Raw genomic sequence first — 18,383 nt, forward strand, 5'->3', positions numbered from 1 at the left:
GTGCTCGCACCCTACCCGCGCAGTACGAGCGGCTGGCCCGCGACCACGAGCACCACCTGCTCGCACTCGTCCGCGAAGGACGCGTTCAGCCGGCCCAGCTCGTCCCGGAACCGGCGCCCCGCCGCCGTCGCGGGCACCACGCCCGCGCCGACCTCGTTCGTCACCGCCACCACCGTGCGGCGCGTCGCCCGCACCGCCGCCACCAGCTCCGCCGTCCGCTCCCGCAGCGCCTTCTCCCCGCCGTCCTCCCACGCCTCGTCGTCCCAGGCGCCCACCTCGTCCATGGCGTGCGTCAGCCACAGCGACAGGCAGTCGACGAGCAGCGCGGGCCCGTCCTCCGCCAGCAGCGGCACGAGGTCGCAGGTCTCGGCGGTACGCCACGAACCCGGCCGCCGCTCCCGGTGCAGCCCGACCCGCCGCGCCCACTCCGGGTCCCCCTCCCGGGTCCCGCCGGTCGCCACGTACAGCACCTCGGGGAAGGTCTCCAGGCGCCGCTCGGCCTCCACCGACTTCCCCGAGCGGGCCCCGCCGGTCACCAGGGTCCGCCGGGGCACGTCCGGCACCTCGTGGTACTCGCCCGTGTACAGCGTCGCCCCGTCCGGCACCGCCCGCGCCCCCGCCGCCGCCAGCCGCCGGTCCAGCTCGGCGCCCGTCGGCACGTCGTGGTCCAGGTGCGCCGCGATCACGTCCGTGGCCGGGCCGACGGCCCCGGACGCCCGCATCCGGGCCAGCCCGTCCGGACGGCCCGTCACGTCGGCCACCACCACGTCGTACGGCGCCCGGTGGTCGTCCCCGAGCCCCGCCGGGGCCCCGCCGGGCGGCAGGTACAGCAGCCGCTCGCCGTCCGCCGAGATCACCTCGTACCCCGTGCCGGGGGAGTCCATCGCCACCGCCCGCACCCGGTGCCCGCTGATGAGCGTCAACTCGCGTCCGTCCGGCACCCGCCCGGCCGTCGGGAGACCGGCCGGCAGCTCCACGGCCGGCCCGTCGTGCGGATGCGTGAGCAGCACCTGCCGCACGCCCACGAGCGAGTGCCCCGACCGGGCCGCCGCGAGGGCGGCCCCCGGGGTCAGGTCGAGCAGCAGGGCCCCGTCCACGAGCAGCGCGGTCGCGGCACGCGCGCGTGGCCCCCGGGAGCGCGCGCACACGGCGCAGGGGCAGTCGGGACGGGGGAGGCCGAGCGGGGCGCCGGTGCCGAGCAGAGTCAGTTCCACCCTCAGATCCTCCCGCGCCGCCGCGAGGCGTGCGCGCCCGGCTACGCTGCGGGCAGGAAACCGATCATCCGGTGAGCGCCAGGAGGCGGACATGGCATGGACGTGGCGGTTCGAGAAGTCCGACGGCACGGAGGTCGAGCCGGTGGTGACCCCCGAGGAGTTCACCACCCAGGGCGACGCGGAGAGCTGGATCGGCGAGCACTGGCGTGACCTCCTCGGCGGCGGCGCCGACCAGGTCACCCTCTCGGAGGACGGCACGAAGATCTACGGCCCGATGCCCCTGAACGCGGAGGGCTAGGGCGCCCGGCGACCGGGGGGTGCGGGGCCCACGCCGGGCCCCGCACCCTCTCGGGCCCCGGCCTCGCCGACCCCGGGGACCGACGGACCCGAGCCCTCTGGGCCCCGGCCTCTTGAGCCCGGGGGCCGACGGGCCCTACGCCCCCTGGGGCGCCAGGGTCGATGGGGCCTGCGCCCTCTGGAGCGCCGGGGACGAGACGAGGCTTGCGCCCCTTCGGGCCCGGGCCGACGGGTCTCGCGCCCTTCTCGGGCTCCGGCCCCGCTGGGCCCCGCCCCCTCAGGGTCTGGGACTGACGAACCCCGCGCCCTTCAGCCCTGGGACTGACGGGCCCGAGCGCTCTCGGACCTTGGGCCGACGGGTCCCGCACCCTTCTCGGGTTCCGGGCCGCTAGGCCCGCGCGCGAGGCGCCCGGTGGGCTTCCGGCCGGGGCTTCGCGGGGCGGTCCCGCAACTTCGTGACGGGCCGGTCGGCATCCGTCACATCTCGCCCAGCGTGACCTCCGTCTTCGCCGTCTCCGTGCCCCGCACGTACGTCACCTGGACCTTCTCGCCCGGCTTCCGGGAGGCCAGGGCCTCCGACAGGGAGGTGATCGTGGTGATGTCCGTGTCGCCGAGCCGGGTGATTACGTCGCCCGGCTTCAGGCCCGCCCGGCCCGCCGCCCCGTTCGCCGGTGCCTCGACCACGGCGACGCCCGCGGGCTCGTAGTCGTCGTCCAGGACCGTGCGCCCGGTGATGTTCAGGGCCGCCCGGCCCGAATCGGTCACCTTGCCGTCCTTGATGATCTGGTCCGCGACCGTCCGCACCATCGACGCGGGGATGGCGAAGCCGATGCCGGGCGCCGAGCCGCCGCCCATCTCCGGGTCGGACGCCGCCAGCGTCGGGATGCCGACGACCTCCCCGGCGAGGTTCACCAGGGCGCCCCCGCTGTTCCCCGGATTGATCGCGGCCGACGTCTGCACCATGTTCCCGATGGTCGCGCCCGTACCGCCGCCGGCCCGCCCCTCGCTGACCGTCCGGCCGGTGGCCGAGACGATCCCCTGGGTCACGCTGCCGGAGAGACCGAGCGGGGAGCCCATCGCGAGCACGATCTGCCCCATGTCGACGGCGGAGGAGTCCCCGAACTTCGCCGCCTTCAGCCCCTGCGGCACGTTCTCCAGCCGGATCACGGCGAGGTCCTGCTCGGGGTACGTGGAGACCAGCCGCGCCGTCACCGGCTGCCCGCCGGTGGCCGCCGTGACCTTGAAGCTCTTCTCCTGGCCGACCACGTGCGCGTTGGTCACGACATGGCCCTTGTCGTCGTAGACGACCCCCGAGCCGAGGCTGTTCGCCGCGTCGATCTGCACGACCGACGGCAGGACGTCCTTGATGACGGCCCGGTAGTCGTCCTCCAGCGCGTTGGCCGAGCGCGGCGCCACCGCCCGGGTCGACCGCTCGGGACCGCCCGCCTCCCCGGCGGAGGAGCACCCCCCGACGAGCACGGCGGCGCAGGCCCCGGCGGCCAGGGGAAGGAGGATGCGGCGGGTACGGGCAGGGGCACGGGATACGTCCATGTCCGGAGTATCCGTTTCCTCCCCGTCCCGGGCCCGGCGAGCGCACCCGATCAGGGGGCCTCCGGGCCCCGGGGACCCGCTACCCCCGCACCCCGCACAGGTGCAGCAGCGCCGCGATCCGCCGGTACGGATCCGTACGGCCCGCCCGCTCCTCGGCCGCGAACAGCCGGTCCAGCTCGTCGGCGGCCGGCAGGCCCACCTCGGCCGGGACGCCGTCCGTGAAGACCCGCACCCCGTACCAGGCGTGCAGCGGCGCCGCGATCCCCGCCAGCGTCGAGGTGAGCGCGTCGAGCCGGTCGGCCCGCACCTTCACCCCGTCGTCGTCGGTGTAGACGTCCGAGTCGAAGCCCGCCAGCGCCCCCGCCCAGTCCCCGGCGAGCCCCGGCCGCATGGCCAGGGCGTCGGCGTTCCGCACCACCAGGGAGAGCAGCCCCCCGGGGGCCAGCATCCGGGCCAGGCCCGCGAGCAGCGCGTCCGGCTCGTCCGCGTACATGAGCACGCCGTGGCAGAGGACCACGTCGAAGCTGCCGGGCAGGAAGTGCACCCCGGTCTCGCGCCCGTCGCCCTCGATCATCCGGACCCGCTCGCGGATCCCGGCGGGCTCCGTCGCCAGCGACTCGCGGGCCGCCTTCAGGAGGTCGGGATCGGCTTCGAGGCCGGTCACGGTGTGACCGGCCCTGGCCAGGCGCAGGGCCTGGTTGCCCTGCCCCATGCCCGCGTCGAGGATCCGCAGCCGCTGCCCCACGGGGTAGCGGCCGGTTATCTGCTCGTCGAGCTGGCGCGCGACGATCTCCTGACGGATGGTGTCGCGCAGCCCGCCGGTCCCGGCGGGCCAGTGCGCGACGGCGGGCAGCACGGGAGCCGCCGCCTCCGACGCGGACCCCTCGAACGGGGGGCCGCCGAACTCCGAGCGGTCGGCGCTCAGGGTCGCTCTCCGCGCTTGACCTGCGGCTTCGGCAGCCGCAGTCGGCGCATCTGGAGCGTACGCATCAGACCGTAGGCCACGGCTCCGCGCTTCGGCTCGTTCGGGAAGCGGGCGTTGAGCTGCTTCCTGAGCCGGATCCACAGGCCGATCGAGTCGATGACGATCAGGATGATCACGCCGAGCCAGAGGAGCAGCGAGATGTTCTGCAGCGCCCGGTTGGCGTTGCCGAACAGCGACAGCACGAGGATCACCACGGCCATCGGCAGGAAGAACTCGGCGATCGCGAACCGCGAGTCGACGAAGTCGCGCACGAAGCGGCGCACCGGACCCTTGTCACGGGCCGGCAGGTAACGCTCGTCGCCGCTGGCCAGCGCCTCGCGCTGACGGGCCAGGTCCGAGCGGCGTGCCTCGCGCTGGCGCTTGGCGGCCTCCTTGCGGTCGAGCGGCACCGTCGAGGCGCGACGGCGCTGGGACTGCGCCTCGCTCCGCTTCGGCGTCGGGCGGCCCTTGGGGGCCTCGGGGTCGCGGGGCTGCTGGGTGGAGAGGTCCGCCGTCACCTTGTCGGTGGGGGCCTTCTCGTCCTTCGAACGGCTACGGAACACAAAACCCAAGGGTACGGGGTAGGGGGCATGAACCCCATGCCGGGCGGGAACGATCCGCTAACGGACTGCGTCTTGGGCGGTACGTACGGGGGAAGGCCACGGGTTTCCCCGGACTCCGTCTACTCCCTGCGCGGGAGGGGGCGCCGCACGCAGTCGTCCTTGGGGAGGAGCGCATCCCGCTCCGAACAGTGCGGTAATGGAGTCGGGGCCCGTACTGTGGACCTTGTTGAAGAGCTGGAGCCGAGTCCGTCAGAAGGGGGCGCGCGAAGCCCATGAGCGGTGTCATGAAGCGTATGGGGATGATCTTCCGCGCGAAGGCGAACAAGGCCCTTGACCGGGCCGAGGATCCGCGCGAGACGCTCGACTACTCCTACCAGAAGCAGCTGGAGCTGCTGCAGAAGGTGCGACGGGGCGTCGCCGACGTCGCCACCTCCCGCAAGCGGCTCGAACTCCAGCTGAACCAGCTGCAGGGCCAGTCCGCCAAGCTGGAGGACCAGGGCCGCAAGGCGCTGGCGCTCGGCCGCGAGGACCTGGCGCGCGAGGCGCTGTCCCGGCGGGCCGCGCTCCAGCAGCAGGTCAGCGACCTGGAGGTGCAGCACCAGACGCTCCAGGGCGAGGAGGAGAAGCTCACCCTCGCCGCCCAGCGTCTCCAGGCCAAGGTCGACGCCTTCCGCACCAAGAAGGAGACGATCAAGGCGACCTACACGGCGGCCCAGGCCCAGACCCGGATCGCGGAGTCCTTCTCCGGCATCTCGGAGGAGATGAGCGACGTCGGCCTGGCGATCCAGCGGGCCGAGGACAAGACCGCCCAGCTCCAGGCGCGCGCCGGCGCGATCGACGAGCTGCTCGCCTCGGGCGCCCTGGACGACCAGTCCGGGCTCGCGAAGGACGACATCCAGGCGGAGCTGGACCGGCTCTCCGGCGGTACGGACGTCGAGCTGGAGCTCCAGCGGATGAAGGCCGAGCTGGCCGGGGGCCCGTCGGCGCAGCAGCAGGCGCTGGAGGGCGGCAACGGCACGGCGGCGCCGCAGCAGCAGAACCAGCAGCAGTCCCACCCGCGCTTCGAGAAGTAGCCCTCGGTTCTCCGGAAGAACAGGACGCGTCATGATCGTACGGATCATGGGGGAGGGCCAGTGGAAGCTGGCCGACAGCCACTTCGCCGAGCTGAACCGGCTCGACGACGAACTGCTCGCGGAGATGGAGACCGGTGACACGGCCGGCTTCCGGCGCACGCTCGGCGCCCTCCTCGACGCGGTCCGACGCCTGGGCGCTCCGCTCCCGGACGACGTCCTGGAACCCTCGGAGCTGATCCTCCCGGCCCCGGACGCGAGCCTGGAGGAAGTCAGGAAGATGCTCTCCGACGACGGCCTCATCCCCGGCTGACCCTTTCTCGCTCCCGAAGGTCCCGACCCCTCGCGGGCCGGGACCTTCGCGCTGCGGGCCCCTTCGCCAAGCACCCGAACCCCGGCCTTCAAGGCCCCGGACCCCGGAGCCCCCGGGCCCGAACCCCAGAGCTCAAGCCTCCGGCCCCCCGAACCCCGGGCGCGAACCCTGGACCTCAAGGCCCCGGGCCCCCGGGCCCGAACCCCGGACCTCAAGGCCCCGGGCCCCGGAGCCTCTGGGCTCGAACCCCCGGGCCCCCGGGCCCAGCCTCCCGGGCCCCCGAGCCCGAACCTTGGACCTCAAGCCTCCGGGCCCCGGAGCCCCCGGGCCCGAACCCTGGGCCGCCCGGGCCTCCGGCCCCTGGGCCCGTATCGCACATCCGTTCGTCCCCACCCCGGAGCAGGCGGCCCGGTCCCGGGCCCCTGGGCCCTCTTGCTCCTCGGCCCCGGCCTCCGGATCCTGAGCCCTGGCTCCCGGCCTCTGGCGTCCCGGCCCCTGGTCTCGGCCCCCGACCTCTGCCCCGGGGCCCTGGCCCCCGACCTCCCAGGCCCCTCGGCCCGGAGGCCCGGTTCCGGAGGTCCGGTTCCGGAGGTCCGGTGCCCGGCCCCGGTTTCGGCCCGTACCGTTGCCTCCCGTGACTCCCACCGGATCCGCCGTCGGCGGTCTTTCCGCTCGGCGGCTCCTCGACTGGTTCCGGGCGCATCCGCTCGCCTTCGACGCGGTGCTGGCGTTCGGCGTGCTCGGCTGCATGGTCGCCGGGTCCTTCACCGACCCGCACGGCAGCCCCAGCGGGCCCACCTTCGGGGACCGCGCGCCCGACGCGTGCAGCGTGCTGCTCATGGTCGCCGGGGCCGTCGCGCTGGTGTGGCGCCGCCGCAGGCCCTTCGCCGTGCTCTGCCTCACCGTGGCGGTCGCCCTCGTCGAGCTGGTCGACGACACCCGACCCGCCCCCATCGCCATGAGCGTCGTCGTCGCGCTCTGCACGGTCGCCGCGCGCACCGACCGGCCCACCACCTGGCGGGTCGGCCTCGCCACCATGACGGTGCTCACCGCCGCGGCCATGGTCTTCGGCCCGACCCCCTGGTACGCGCAGGAGAACCTCGGCGTCTTCGCCTGGACCGGCATGGCGGCCGCCGCCGGGGACGCCGTCCGCAGCCGGCGGGCCTTCGTCGACGCCATCCGGGAGCGCGCCGAACGCGCCGAACGCACCCGCGAGGAGGAGGCCGGGCGCCGGGTCGCCGAGGAGCGGCTGCGGATCGCCCGCGACCTCCACGACGTCGTCGCCCACCACATCGCCCTGGTGAACGTCCAGGCCGGCGTCGCCGCCCACCTCATGGAGAAGCGCCCCGACCAGGCCAAGGAGGCCCTCGCACACGTCCGCGAGGCCAGCCGCTCCGCCCTCGACGAGCTGCGCGCCACCGTCGGCCTGCTGCGCCAGTCCGGCGACCCCGAGGCCCCCACCGAGCCCGCCCCCGGCCTCGCCGTCCTCGACGGACTGCTCGACAGCTTCCGCAAGGCCGGCCTCCCGGTCGCCCTGGCCCGCACCGACGGCGAGAAGCCGCTGCCCGCCGCCGTCGACCTGGCCGCGTACAGGATCGTCCAGGAGGCCCTGACCAACGTGCGCAAGCACGCAGGACCGGACGCCGAGGCCGAGGTCAGCGTCGTGCGGGTGGGCCGTACGGTCGAGATCACCGTCCTCGACAACGGCCCGCCCGCCACCGCCCCCGCCCCGCCCCCGGCCGGCGGCCACGGGCTGCTCGGGATGCGCGAACGGGTCGGCGCCCTCGGCGGCACCCTGACCACCGCACCCCGCTACGGCGGCGGCTTCCGCGTCCAGGCGATACTGCCCGTGACCCCCCGCACCGGGGAGGGCGAGGGAGAGGACACATGACGATCCGGGTGCTGCTCGCCGACGACCAGGCCCTGCTGCGCAGCGCCTTCCGGATCCTGGTCGACTCCGAAGCCGACATGGAGGTCGTCGGCGAGGCCGCCGACGGCGCCCGGGCCGTCGAGCTGGCCCGCGCCGAGCGGCCCGACGTCGTCCTGATGGACATCCGGATGCCGGGCACGGACGGCCTCGCCGCCACCCGCGCGATCACCGCCGACCCCGACCTCTCCGGCGTGCGGATCGTCATGCTGACCACCTTCGAGGTCGACGAGTACGTCGTGCAGTCGCTGCGCGCCGGGGCCTCCGGCTTCCTCGGCAAGGGCGCCGAACCGGAAGAGCTGCTCGGCGCGATCCGGATCGCCCACGCCGGCGAGGCCCTGCTCTCCCCGGCCGCCACCAAGGGCCTGATCGCCACCTTCCTCGCCCAGGGCGCCCGGGACGCCGGCGCGGGCGCCGCGGAAGGGGACGTCCGGGCCCGCTCCGAGCGCCTCGCCGCGCTCACCGCCCGCGAGCGCGAGGTCCTCGTCCTCGTCGCGGGCGGCCTGTCCAACGACGAGATCGGCCGGCGGCTCGACGTCAGCCCGCTCACCGTGAAGACCCACGTCAACCGGACCATGGCCAAGCTCGGCGCCCGCGACCGGGCCCAGCTGGTGGTCACCGCCTACGAGTCGGGACTGGTACGCCCGAGGGTGGAGTGATCCCGGCCGCGGACGTACTCCAGACGCGGTACGCGCGGCACGGGGAAGTGCGCCCGGGGGCCGAGGAATTCCGGCGGCGCATGGCCGATCGTATGGACGGGGGCGTCTCGGGCCGGTCGAAGGCCGCGGTTCCGGCCGCTCCCGACCGCCGACGCGTACGCCACGGAAGAGAGACCCCATCCCATGTCCTGGCTGTCCAGATTCAGCCTCGCGCAACGGGCCCTGATCGGGCTCACGTCCCTCGTCGCGCTCGTGTTCGGCGCGATCGCGATCCCGCAGCTCAAGCAGCAGCTGTTCCCCTCGATCGAGCTGCCCGTGGTCTCGGTCCTCGCCCCGTACCAGGGCGCCTCGCCCGACGTGGTCGAGAAGCAGGTCGTGGAGCCCCTGGAGAACAACCTGAAGGCCGTCGACGGCCTGAAGTCGGTCACCTCCACCGCCTCCGAGGGCATGGCCCTCGTCATGGCCTCCTTCGACTACGGCGACGAGTCCACGAAGCAGCTCGTCGCCGACGTCCAGCAGGCCGTGAACCGCGCCCGCGCCCAGCTCCCCGACACGGTCGACCCGCAGGTCGTGGCCGGTTCCACGGACGACATCCCGACCGTCGTCCTCGCCGCCGCCTCCGACCGGGACCCGCAGGCCCTCGCGGACCTCCTCGACCGGACCGTCGTGCCCGCCCTCCAGGACATCGAGGGCGTCGGCCAGGTCTCCGTCGGCGGCGTCCAGGACCTCCAGGTCTCCGTCACCCCCGACGAGCGGAAGCTCGCCGCCGCCGGACTCAGCACCATGCGGCTCGCCGAGGCCCTGCGCGCCGGCGGCGGCACGATGCCGGCCGGCTCCTTCGCCGAGGACGGAAAGAGCCGCACGATCCAGGTCGGCGGCGGCTACACCTCCCTGCGGCAGATCGAGGACCTGCGCATCCCGGCGGCCGCCCCCGGCAAGGGCAGGGCCGTCCGCCTCGCGGACGTGGCCACCGTCCGCCAGGAGGAGTCCCCGCGCACCTCCCTGACCCGCACCAACGGCAAGCCCAGCCTCGCCGTCACGGCCACCATGGACAAGGACGGCAGCGCCGTCGCGATCTCCGACGCCGTCCAGGAGAAGCTCCCCGAGCTGCGCCGCGACCTCGGCGCCGGCGCCGAGCTGACCGTCGTCTCCGACCAGGGCCCGGCCGTCGCGAAGGCCGTCTCCGGCCTCACCACCGAGGGCGCCCTCGGCCTCGTCATGGCCGTCCTGGTCATCCTGGTCTTCCTCACCTCGGTCCGCTCGACCCTGGTGACCGCGGTCTCCATCCCGCTCTCGGTCGTCCTCGCCCTCATCGTGCTGTGGACCCGCGACCTCTCGCTCAACATGCTGACGCTCGGCGCGCTCACCATCGCCATCGGCCGGGTCGTCGACGACTCGATCGTGGTCCTGGAGAACATCAAGCGCCACCTCGGCTACGGCGAGGAGCGCCGGGAGGCGATCCTCACCGCGGTCCGCGAGGTGGCGGGCGCCGTCACCTCCTCCACCCTCACCACCGTCGCCGTCTTCCTGCCGATCGGCCTCACCGGCGGCATGGTCGGCGAGCTGTTCGCCTCGTTCTCGCTGACGATCACGGCGGCCCTGCTGGCCTCGCTGCTCGTCTCCCTGACCGTCGTCCCGGTCCTCTCGTACTGGTTCCTGCGCGCCCCCGAGGGCACGCCCGAGGACCTGGCCGAGGCCCGCAGGAAGGCCGAGGAGGCGGAGGAGAAGAGCCGCCTCCAGCGCCTGTACGTGCCGGTCCTGCGGTTCGCGACCCGGCGCAGGCTCGCCAGCCTGGGCATCGCGTTCGCCGTCCTGGTCGTCACCTTCGGCATGACCCCGCTCCTGAAGACGAACTTCTTCGACCAGGGCGAGCAGGAGGTCCTCAGCATCAAGCAGGAGCTGGCGCCCGGCACCTCCCTGAGCGCCTCCGACGAGGCCGCGAAGAAGGTCGAGAAGGTCCTCGCGGAGACCGAGGGCGTCAAGGACTACCAGGTCACCGTCGGCTCGTCCGGCTTCATGGCGGCCTTCGGCGGCGGCACGGGCGCGAACCAGGCCTCGTACCAGATCAGCCTGGAGGAGTCCGCCTCGTACGAGAGGACGCGGGACGCCCTCCAGAAGGGGCTCGCCGGCCTCGACGGGATCGGCGACACCACCCTCGCGGCCGGTGACGGCTTCGGCAGCCAGGACCTGAGCGTGGTCGTCAAGGCCGCCGACGCCGAGGTCCTGAAGAAGGCCTCCGAGCAGGTCCGGGCCGCGATCGCCGGGATGGCGGACGTCACCGACGTCCAGAGCGACCTCTCGCAGTCCGTCCCGCGCGTCTCCGTCACGGCGAAGCCCGCCGCGGCCGACGCCGGCTTCGACTCCGCCTCGCTCGGCATGGCCGTCGCCCAGGCCGTCCGGGGCACCCCGGCCGCGAAGGCGACCCTCGACGACAGCGAGCGGGACGTCCTCATCACCTCGGCGAAGCCCGCCACCACGCTCGCCGAGCTGAAGGCGCTGCCCCTCGGCCCGGTGAGGCTCGGTGACGTCGCCACCGTGGAGCTGGTGCCCGGCCCGGTCTCCATGACCCGGATCGACGGCGCCCGCGCCGCGACGATCACGGCCAAGCCGGTCGGCGACAACACCGGCGCGGTCAGCGCCTCCCTCCAGTCGGAGATCGACGCGCTCGACCTGCCGGCGGGCGCCACCGCCACCATCGGCGGGGTCTCCGAGGACCAGAACGAGGCCTTCCTCAACCTGTTCCTCGCGATGCTCGCGGCCGTCGCGATCGTCTTCATGCTGCTCGTGGCGACCTTCCGGTCGCTGGTCCAGCCGCTGATCCTGCTGGTCTCGATCCCGTTCGCGGCGACCGGCGCGATCGGCCTCCTGGTGGTCACCGACACCGCCATGGGCGTCCCGGCGATGATCGGCATGTTGATGCTCATCGGCATCGTCGTCACCAACGCGATCGTCCTGATCGACCTGATCAACCAGTACCGGGAGCGGGGCCTCGGCGTCGTCGAAGCGGTGGTCGAGGGCGGCCGGCACCGGCTCCGCCCGATCCTGATGACCGCCCTGGCGACGATCTTCGCCCTGCTGCCGATGGCCCTCGGCATCACCGGCGAGGGCGGCTTCATCGCCCAGCCGCTGGCCGTGGTCGTGATCGGCGGTCTGATCACCTCGACGCTGCTGACCCTGCTCCTCGTCCCGACGCTCTACGCGATGGTGGAGCTCCGCAAGGAGCGCCGCGCGAAGAGGAAGGCGGAGAAGCGGGCCGCGAAGAAGAAGGCGAAGGACGACGACATGGCGCACAACGCGGAGCAGCCGGACGTCTCGCCGCTGGACGCGAGCCTGCTGGACCTCCTGGACTGAGCCCGGCCGTCCTGGCCCGGCACGCGCCGAAGGGCGCCCCGCGACACGCGCGGGGCGCCCTTCGGCGTACGTACGGGAGTGCGGGGAATCGTTACGGCAGCGCCAGCATCCGTTCGAGGGCCAGCTTCGCGAAGCTCTCCGTCTCCTTGTCGACCTCGATCCGGTTGATCAGCTTGCCCTCGGCCAGGGACTCCAGGGCCCACACCAGGTGCGGCAGGTCGATGCGGTTCATGGTCGAGCAGAAGCAGACCGTCTTGTCGAGGAAGACGATCTCCTTGCCCTGGTCGGCGTACCGGTTGGCCAGGCGCCGGACGAGGTTCAGCTCGGTGCCGATCGCCCACTTGGAACCGGCCGGGGCCGCCTCCAGGGTGTTGATGATGTACTCGGTCGAGCCCACGTAGTCCGCCGCGGCGACGACCTCGTGCCGGCACTCGGGGTGCACGAGCACGTTCACCCCGGGGATGCGGGCCCGTACGTCCTCGACCGACTCCAGCGAGAACCGCCCGTGCACCGAGCAGTGCCCCCGCCACAGGATCATCTTGGCGTCGCGCAGCTGCTCGACGGTCAGGCCGCCGTTCGGCTTGTGCGGGTTGTACAGGACGCAGTCGTCCAGGGACATGCCCATGTCGCGGACGGCGGTGTTGCGGCCCAGGTGCTGGTCAGGCAGGAACAGGACCTTCTCGCCCTGCTCGAACGCCCAGTTCAGGGCCCGCTCGGCGTTGGACGAGGTGCAGATGGTGCCCCCGTGCTTGCCGGTGAAGGCCTTGATGTCGGCCGAGGAGTTCATGTACGAGACGGGCACGACCTGCTCGGCGATCCCGGCCTCGGTCAGCACGTCCCAGCACTCGGCGACCTGCTCGGCGGTGGCCATGTCGGCCATCGAACAGCCGGCCGCGAGGTCGGGCAGGACGACCTTCTGCTCGTCGCCGGTCAGGATGTCGGCCGACTCCGCCATGAAGTGCACGCCGCAGAAGACGATGTACTCCGCCTCCGGCTTGGCGGCCGCGTCGCGCGCGAGCTTGAAGGAGTCGCCGGTGACGTCGGCGAACTGGATGACCTCGTCGCGCTGGTAGTGGTGGCCGAGCACGAAGACCTTGTCCCCGAGCTTCTCCTTGGCCGCGCGGGCGCGTTCCACGAGGTCGGGGTCGGAGGGCGACGGCAGATCGCCGGGGCACTCCACGCCGCGCTCGCTCTTCGGGTCCGCCTCGCGGCCGAGCAGGAGGAGGGCGAGCGGCGTCGGCTGAACGTCGAGCTCATGACGGGTTTGGGCCGTGGTCACGTCACGCACCCTTTCTTCGGGGAACCTTTTCGTCTAAATGACGCTATCTATCATAACCCCTTCACGTCACGTTGACGATGTCCATAGTGTCGATGTGACGAATTCGCCTTCCGCACGGCTGGACAGGGTGTGCGAGCATGAAAGGAGGAAAACCCCACTCGGCCCGGAATGAATCCGGGGCACCGTCGGTTTCAACCGTCGGCAAGCAGTCTCCGTACACACCGGGAGAGAAGCAGATGTCCGTATCGGACGAGAAGACCACTGTCAGCGACGGCATCCTCCTGTCCGACGCCGCCGCGGCGAAGGTCAAGGCCCTCCTCGACCAGGAAGGCCGCGAGGACCTGGCCCTGCGCGTCGCCGTTCAGCCCGGTGGCTGCTCCGGCCTGCGTTACCAGCTCTTCTTCGACGAGCGCTCGCTCGACGGCGACGTCGTGAAGGACTTCGACGGCGTCAAGGTCGTCACCGACCGCATGAGCGCCCCGTACCTGGGCGGTGCCTCGATCGACTTCGTCGACACCATCGAGAAGCAGGGCTTCACCATCGACAACCCGAACGCCACGGGCTCCTGCGCCTGCGGCGACTCGTTCAGCTAAGTCGTACGCGTGAACGAGGGCGGGCCCCGGAAGGAATTCCGGGGCCCGCCCTCACGCGTGCGCGTCTACGGAGACGTCAGCGGCGCGGCACCGCCTCGCCGCTCGCCCCGTCCACCACCGGCCGCGAGCCGAGCGGGGCGTCCAGGTCCACCGTCAGGACCACCTCCACCGCCATGGCGACGCACACCCGGTCCGGGTCGGGCACGGACTCCTCGATCCGCAGGACGACCCGCTCCGGGGTCTGCTCCGCCCTGACCCCGTACGTGCTGCACACCCCGCCCCAGAAGGCGACCGTCAGCTTCCGGCCGTCGTCCCCGGGCTTGTACGACTGGATCTGCCGGGACGGCGCCGGGCTCTCGTCGGGCACCGGCGGGGTCGTCGCCGGCGGCGCCAGGTGCCGCTCCTCGACCGCCGTGCGCACCACCGTGTGCGGCGCCGCGTCCACCGGATCCGCCGTGAACAGCCACGCCGGTACGAGCAGCCGCTCGCCGTCCACGTCCCGCGCGGCCAGACCGAACACCGCGCCCGTCACCGGCACCTCGACCGGCGGGCCCTGGTCGGCGGGCGACTGACAGGGCGGAACGGGCTCACCCGTGGGCTTCCCGGCCCCCGGGGCCCCGCCGGTCTCCGGCTTCCCGGCGCTCGGCACGTCCACCCCGGGCTTCCCGGCGCCCGGCACGTCCGCCCCCGGCTCTCCGTGCGGGACGGGTGTGGCGCAGCCGCCGATGCCGATCGGGCCCGTCCCCCTGGAGTCCTCGTTCAGCTCCGCGAGCGCCTTCGCCGCCCCCACCACGGGGTACGAGTCGCCCTCGGCCGGCTCCTTGAGCATCCCGCTCCCGCCGGACACCCGGCCGTCCGGCTCGACGTGCAGCCCCGTCGACCAGCCGTAGGTCGGCAGGCCGCCCACCACCGGCTCGGCGTTGACCACCCGGACGGACCCGTTCATCACCTGGGCGGCGGTCACCTTCGCGTCGTCCTGGCCGATCGCCTTCAGGACAGGTGCCGCTGCGGCCTTCGCCGCCGCCTCGCTCACCGGCGAGCCGCCGCGCGAGGGCTTCGTCTCCCCGGGCGGCGGACACGCCTTGCCCTTGAGACAGGTGTCGCCGACCGGACCGCCCTCGTACCAGGAGTACGTCCAGTTCCCCGGCGCCTTCCGCGCCACGTCGAGGCGCGGCCCGGAGCCGTCCTTCTCGGGCGCGATCGACCAGACGTCGCCGGTCAGGACGGGGCGCCCGGAGAGGCCGAGCGCGTCGGCCAGCCTGGTCACCTCCGCCGAGGTGACCAGGCCCTCCGGCCGGTGGACCGCGGCCGAGGAGGGCCCCTGGGGGAGTGGGCCCTTGGCTTTGTAGACGGTCCCGCGCGGACCGCCGCCCGGGTCGGGCTCGCCGGGCGCGATCCCGGCACCGCCGTCCGTACCGCCGTCGCTCCCCGGGCGCGGGGGCGACGGGGCCGCGGCCGCGTCGGCGGACCGGCTCGCGCCGTCCGTGCCGCCGCCGGACGCCGCGGTGGCGAGGTACACCCCGCCGCCCCCGGCGAGCAGCACGCCCGCCGCCACCGAGGCGGTGAGCAGCGTCCGCCGCCTCCGACCGTTCTCCGTACCGCTCACGGCTCAGCTCCTTCGGCCCTGGGTCGTCTCCGTGCGAAGACACCGGTGGGACGGAGCGGGAGCCCGGACGGTTCCGTCAGCCGCCGTACTCGGCGGTGGCGTCGATCAGCCGGGCCGAGGCGGCCGGCACGACCACGCCGTTGATCAGGGCGGGGGAGACCGGGGCGGACTCCGGCTCCACCGGGGCCACCCAGTGCGGGGCCATCCGGGCGCCGTCGCCGCGCAGCTGCGCGAGGCTCAGCTCGGACTCGTGTCGCTCACGGGGAGCGGGGTAGAGACTCATGGGCGCACCGTACGCACCACCGGCCCACGGAGAAAAGACCTACTCTGGGGTAGTTTCCACTGTTCGGCAGGGCCGCCCCCAGCGGGTAGCGTGAACTGTCATTACCGCCTTCCCGCAGGAGCGCCCGCCGTGCGTATCGCAGTCACCGGCTCCATCGCCACCGACCACCTCATGACCTTCCCCGGCCGGTTCGCCGACCAGCTGGTGGCCGACCAGCTGCACACGGTCTCCCTCTCCTTCCTCGTGGACAACCTGGACGTGCGCCGGGGAGGCGTCGCCGCGAACATCTGCTTCGGCATGGGGCAGCTCGGCAGCCGTCCGGTCCTGGTGGGCGCCGCGGGCTTCGACTTCGACGAGTACCGGGCCTGGCTCGACCGGCACGGCGTCGACACCGCCTCGGTCCGCATCTCCGAGGTCCTGCACACCGCCCGCTTCGTCTGCACCACGGACCGGGACCACAACCAGATCGGCTCCTTCTACACGGGCGCCATGAGCGAGGCCCGGCTGATCGAGCTCAAGGCCGTCGCCGACCGCGTGGGCGGCCTCGACCTGGTCCTGATCGGCGCCGACGACCCCGAGGCGATGCTCCGCCACACCGAGGAGTGCCGGACCCGGGCCATCCCCTTCGCCGCGGACTTCTCGCAGCAGATCGCGCGCATGGACGGCCAGGAGATCCGCACCCTCCTGGACGGCGCCACCTACCTCTTCTCCAACGAGTACGAGAAGGGCCTCATCGAGTCCAAGACCGGCTGGACCGAGGCGGAGATCCTCTCCCGCGTCGGCCACCGCGTCACCACGCTCGGCTCGCGCGGCGTGCGCATCGAGCGGGTCGGCGAGGACCCGATCGAGGTCGGCTGCCCCGAGGAGACGGCCAAGGTCGACCCGACCGGCGTCGGCGACGCCTTCCGGGCCGGCTTCCTCACCGGTCTGACCTGGGGCGTCGGCCACGAGCGCGCCGCGCAGGTCGGCTGCATGGTGGCCACGCTCGTCATCGAGACCCTGGGCACCCAGGAGTACACCCTGGGCCGGGCCAACTTCATGGAGCGCTTCACCAAGGCGTACGGCGACGAGGCCGCCGCCGAGGTCCACGCCCACCTGGCCTGACCCCGCCCCCGCCGGGCCCGGGACGCCCCGGGCCCGCGCGGTCAGGACGTCCGGCGCACCAGGTACGCGACGCCGCCCCGTTCGGACGGCTCCTCGCCCAGGTACTCCTGGCCCCGCATCTCGCACCACGCCGGAATGTCCAGGCGCGCCGCCTCGTCGTCCGCCAGGACCGTCACCGTGCCGCCCACCGGGACGTCGCCGATCACCTTCGCCAGCTCGATCACCGGGACCGGGCAGCGCCGCCCCAGCGCGTCCACGACCAGGGAGCCGGGGCCGGCCGCCGGGGCCGCGGCGGGCGCGGCCGGGACGCCGAGCCGTTCCCGTACCCCCGCCACCACCCCCGGCAGCACGCCGAGGAAGCGGTCCACGTCCTCCGCCGAGGTGCCGGCCGGCAGGGACACCCGGACGTTCCCCTCGCTCAGCACCCCCATCGCGCGCAGCACGTGGCTGGGCGTCAGCGTCGAACTCGTGCACGAGGAACCGGACGAAACGGAGAAACCCTCCCGGTCCAGCTCGTGCAGCAGCGTCTCCCCGTCGACGTAGAGACAGGAGAAGGTGACGAGGTGGGGGAGCCGGCGCACCGGATCGCCCACCACCTCCACGTCCGGCACCAGCTCCGGCACCCGCGCCCGGATCCGGTCCACCAGCTCCCGCAGCCGGGCCCCCTCGGCCGCCGCCTCCGCCCGGACCGCCCGCAGCGAGGCCGCCGCCGCCACGATCGCCGGCAGGTTCTCGAAGCCCGGCGCCCGGCCCGACTCCCGCTCGTCCGCCGGGCCTTGCGGGGCGAACCGCACCCCCTTCCGCACGGCGAGCAGCCCCACCCCCGCCGGGCCGCCCCACTTGTGCGCGCTCGCCGCGAGCAGCGACCAGCCGCCCTCCACCGGACCCCAGCCGAGCGACTGGGCCGCGTCCACGAGCAGCGGCACGCCGATCCCCCGGCAGGCCTCGGCGACCTCGGCCACCGGCTGCGCGGTCCCCACCTCGTGGTTGGCCGACTGGAGACACGCCAGGGCGGTCCCCCCGTCGAGCGCCGCCGCGAAGGCCGCCGCGTCCACCGCCCCTGTCCGGTCCACCGGCACCTCGGACACCGTCCCGCCGGCCGCCGCGTGCGTCCCGGCCGCGTGCAGGACGGAGGAGTGTTCGACCGCCGACACCACGAGCCGGTTCCCGACGCGCCGGCGGCCCGCGAGCGCCCCGGCGACCCCCGCGTGAACCGCGCGCGTCCCCGAAGGAGTGAACACGAGCTCGTCGGGGCGACAGCCCACCGCCTCCGCCGCCGCCTCCCGCGCCGCGTCGAGCAGCAGCCGGGCCTTCCGCCCCTCCCGGTACAGCCGGGCCGGATCCGCCCACCCCTCGTCCAGGGAGGCGAGCAGCGCCTGACGGGCGACGGGGTGCAGCGGGGCGGCGGACGCGGCGTCGAAGTACGGCATCCACCCACCGTAGAGCGTGCCCCGCCCCGGCCCCCGGTGAGCCCTCGTCAGAACCGCCCCCGACCGGCCGCCGGGCCGCCGAACGGGCGTGCCCGACCCCCCTGCGGAACCCCGGACTCCACCCCTTCGGGGAGTCGGACGGCGCGTTGGGCACCCTCCCCGCGCGACCCCAAATAGCG

Annotated in this window: 16 protein-coding genes; 8 read left to right on the forward strand and 8 right to left on the reverse strand. The window is 73.8% G+C overall.

The genetic code is table 11. The annotated features are described in order from the left end of the window. Window positions 1-11 precede the first annotated feature (11 nt). A complete protein-coding gene (locus ACIQVI_RS11010; protein WP_403593846.1) occupies window positions 12-1,214 on the reverse strand; it encodes a bifunctional adenosylcobinamide kinase/adenosylcobinamide-phosphate guanylyltransferase in 1,203 nt (400 codons plus the stop codon). A 91-nt stretch (window positions 1,215-1,305) separates the two neighbouring features. Between ACIQVI_RS11010 and ACIQVI_RS11015 the strand changes: the two genes are divergently transcribed. Beyond that, window positions 1,306-1,512 (forward strand): hypothetical protein, encoded by a 207-nt coding sequence (locus ACIQVI_RS11015; protein WP_030205728.1) that lies wholly within the window; start codon window positions 1,306-1,308, stop codon window positions 1,510-1,512. 476 nt (window positions 1,513-1,988) lie between these two features. Here the strand turns inward: ACIQVI_RS11015 and ACIQVI_RS11020 are convergent, their stop codons facing one another. From ACIQVI_RS11020 to ACIQVI_RS11030, 3 genes are all read right to left on the reverse strand, one after another. Continuing rightward, window positions 1,989-3,062 (reverse strand): S1C family serine protease, encoded by a 1,074-nt coding sequence (locus ACIQVI_RS11020; RefSeq protein ID WP_121828446.1) that lies wholly within the window; start codon window positions 3,060-3,062, stop codon window positions 1,989-1,991. A gap of 79 nt (window positions 3,063-3,141) precedes the next feature. Then, window positions 3,142-3,918, reverse strand: a complete 777-nt coding sequence (locus ACIQVI_RS11025) for a class I SAM-dependent methyltransferase (protein WP_403593851.1) — start codon at window positions 3,916-3,918, stop codon at window positions 3,142-3,144. Window positions 3,919-3,983: 65 nt separating this feature from the next. Further along, on the reverse strand, window positions 3,984-4,589 hold the full coding sequence (locus ACIQVI_RS11030) for a DUF3043 domain-containing protein (RefSeq protein ID WP_053640362.1): 606 nt from the start codon (window positions 4,587-4,589) through the stop codon (window positions 3,984-3,986). Window positions 4,590-4,861: 272 nt separating this feature from the next. Here ACIQVI_RS11030 and ACIQVI_RS11035 point away from each other — a divergent pair, with 272 nt between their 5' ends. The 5 genes from ACIQVI_RS11035 to ACIQVI_RS11055 all read left to right on the forward strand — a co-directional run bounded on the left by ACIQVI_RS11035 (window position 4,862) and on the right by ACIQVI_RS11055 (window position 11,909). Then, window positions 4,862-5,662 (forward strand): PspA/IM30 family protein, encoded by an 801-nt coding sequence (locus ACIQVI_RS11035; RefSeq protein ID WP_121828447.1) that lies wholly within the window; start codon window positions 4,862-4,864, stop codon window positions 5,660-5,662. Between the two features lie 31 nt (window positions 5,663-5,693). Then, window positions 5,694-5,972 (forward strand): hypothetical protein, encoded by a 279-nt coding sequence (locus tag ACIQVI_RS11040; RefSeq protein ID WP_351973564.1) that lies wholly within the window; start codon window positions 5,694-5,696, stop codon window positions 5,970-5,972. Window positions 5,973-6,606: 634 nt separating this feature from the next. Beyond that, window positions 6,607-7,863, forward strand: a complete 1,257-nt coding sequence (locus ACIQVI_RS11045) for a histidine kinase (RefSeq protein WP_351973565.1) — start codon at window positions 6,607-6,609, stop codon at window positions 7,861-7,863. Further along, window positions 7,860-8,558, forward strand: a complete 699-nt coding sequence (locus tag ACIQVI_RS11050; protein WP_351973566.1) for a response regulator transcription factor — start codon at window positions 7,860-7,862, stop codon at window positions 8,556-8,558. The genes ACIQVI_RS11045 and ACIQVI_RS11050 overlap by 4 nt, the downstream gene beginning before the upstream one ends. Before the next feature lie 183 nt (window positions 8,559-8,741). Next, window positions 8,742-11,909: an efflux RND transporter permease subunit gene (locus ACIQVI_RS11055; protein WP_403593858.1), complete on the forward strand. Its 3,168-nt coding sequence runs from the start codon at window positions 8,742-8,744 to the stop codon at window positions 11,907-11,909. Window positions 11,910-12,000: 91 nt separating this feature from the next. Here the strand turns inward: ACIQVI_RS11055 and nadA are convergent, their stop codons facing one another. Beyond that, window positions 12,001-13,188: a quinolinate synthase NadA gene (gene nadA, locus ACIQVI_RS11060; protein WP_121828451.1), complete on the reverse strand. Its 1,188-nt coding sequence runs from the start codon at window positions 13,186-13,188 to the stop codon at window positions 12,001-12,003. Between the two features lie 236 nt (window positions 13,189-13,424). Here nadA and ACIQVI_RS11065 point away from each other — a divergent pair, with 236 nt between their 5' ends. Beyond that, a complete protein-coding gene (locus ACIQVI_RS11065) occupies window positions 13,425-13,781 on the forward strand; it encodes an iron-sulfur cluster assembly accessory protein (protein WP_015033024.1) in 357 nt (118 codons plus the stop codon). Window positions 13,782-13,857: 76 nt separating this feature from the next. On the opposite strand, the gene ACIQVI_RS11070 is transcribed toward ACIQVI_RS11065, so the two are convergent. Next, entirely contained in the window at window positions 13,858-15,387 is a 1,530-nt protein-coding gene (locus ACIQVI_RS11070; protein ID WP_403593863.1) for a hypothetical protein, read from the reverse strand. 76 nt (window positions 15,388-15,463) lie between these two features. After that, on the reverse strand, window positions 15,464-15,670 hold the full coding sequence (locus ACIQVI_RS11075) for a hypothetical protein (protein ID WP_351971138.1): 207 nt from the start codon (window positions 15,668-15,670) through the stop codon (window positions 15,464-15,466). A 129-nt stretch (window positions 15,671-15,799) separates the two neighbouring features. Here ACIQVI_RS11075 and ACIQVI_RS11080 point away from each other — a divergent pair, with 129 nt between their 5' ends. Further along, complete coding sequence (locus tag ACIQVI_RS11080; protein WP_351971137.1) at window positions 15,800-16,774, forward strand: carbohydrate kinase family protein; 975 nt, start codon at window positions 15,800-15,802, stop codon at window positions 16,772-16,774. Window positions 16,775-16,815: 41 nt separating this feature from the next. Here ACIQVI_RS11080 and ACIQVI_RS11085 read toward each other — a convergent pair whose 3' ends face one another. Beyond that, the gene (locus ACIQVI_RS11085; RefSeq protein ID WP_403593867.1) at window positions 16,816-18,204 is read right to left on the reverse strand and encodes a cysteine desulfurase/sulfurtransferase TusA family protein; all 1,389 of its coding nucleotides are present in this window, start codon (window positions 18,202-18,204) and stop codon (window positions 16,816-16,818) included. Window positions 18,205-18,383 lie beyond the last annotated feature (179 nt).

It is taken from the genome of Streptomyces sp. NPDC098101 (assembly GCF_044760185.1).
Classification (GTDB): Bacteria; Actinomycetota; Actinomycetes; order Streptomycetales; family Streptomycetaceae; genus Streptomyces.

Coding starts and splice junctions, on each gene's coding strand:
- ACIQVI_RS11015 (WP_030205728.1), top strand. CDS start 1,306: ATGGCATGGACGTGGCGGTTCGAGAAGTCCGACGGCACGGAGGTCGAG.
- ACIQVI_RS11065 (WP_015033024.1), top strand. CDS start 13,425: ATGTCCGTATCGGACGAGAAGACCACTGTCAGCGACGGCATCCTCCTG.
- ACIQVI_RS11040 (WP_351973564.1), top strand. CDS start 5,694: ATGATCGTACGGATCATGGGGGAGGGCCAGTGGAAGCTGGCCGACAGC.
- ACIQVI_RS11050 (WP_351973566.1), top strand. CDS start 7,860: ATGACGATCCGGGTGCTGCTCGCCGACGACCAGGCCCTGCTGCGCAGC.
- ACIQVI_RS11075 (WP_351971138.1), bottom strand. CDS start 15,670: ATGAGTCTCTACCCCGCTCCCCGTGAGCGACACGAGTCCGAGCTGAGC.
- ACIQVI_RS11020 (WP_121828446.1), bottom strand. CDS start 3,062: ATGGACGTATCCCGTGCCCCTGCCCGTACCCGCCGCATCCTCCTTCCC.
- ACIQVI_RS11035 (WP_121828447.1), top strand. CDS start 4,862: ATGAGCGGTGTCATGAAGCGTATGGGGATGATCTTCCGCGCGAAGGCG.
- ACIQVI_RS11085 (WP_403593867.1), bottom strand. CDS start 18,204: ATGCCGTACTTCGACGCCGCGTCCGCCGCCCCGCTGCACCCCGTCGCC.
- ACIQVI_RS11055 (WP_403593858.1), top strand. CDS start 8,742: ATGTCCTGGCTGTCCAGATTCAGCCTCGCGCAACGGGCCCTGATCGGG.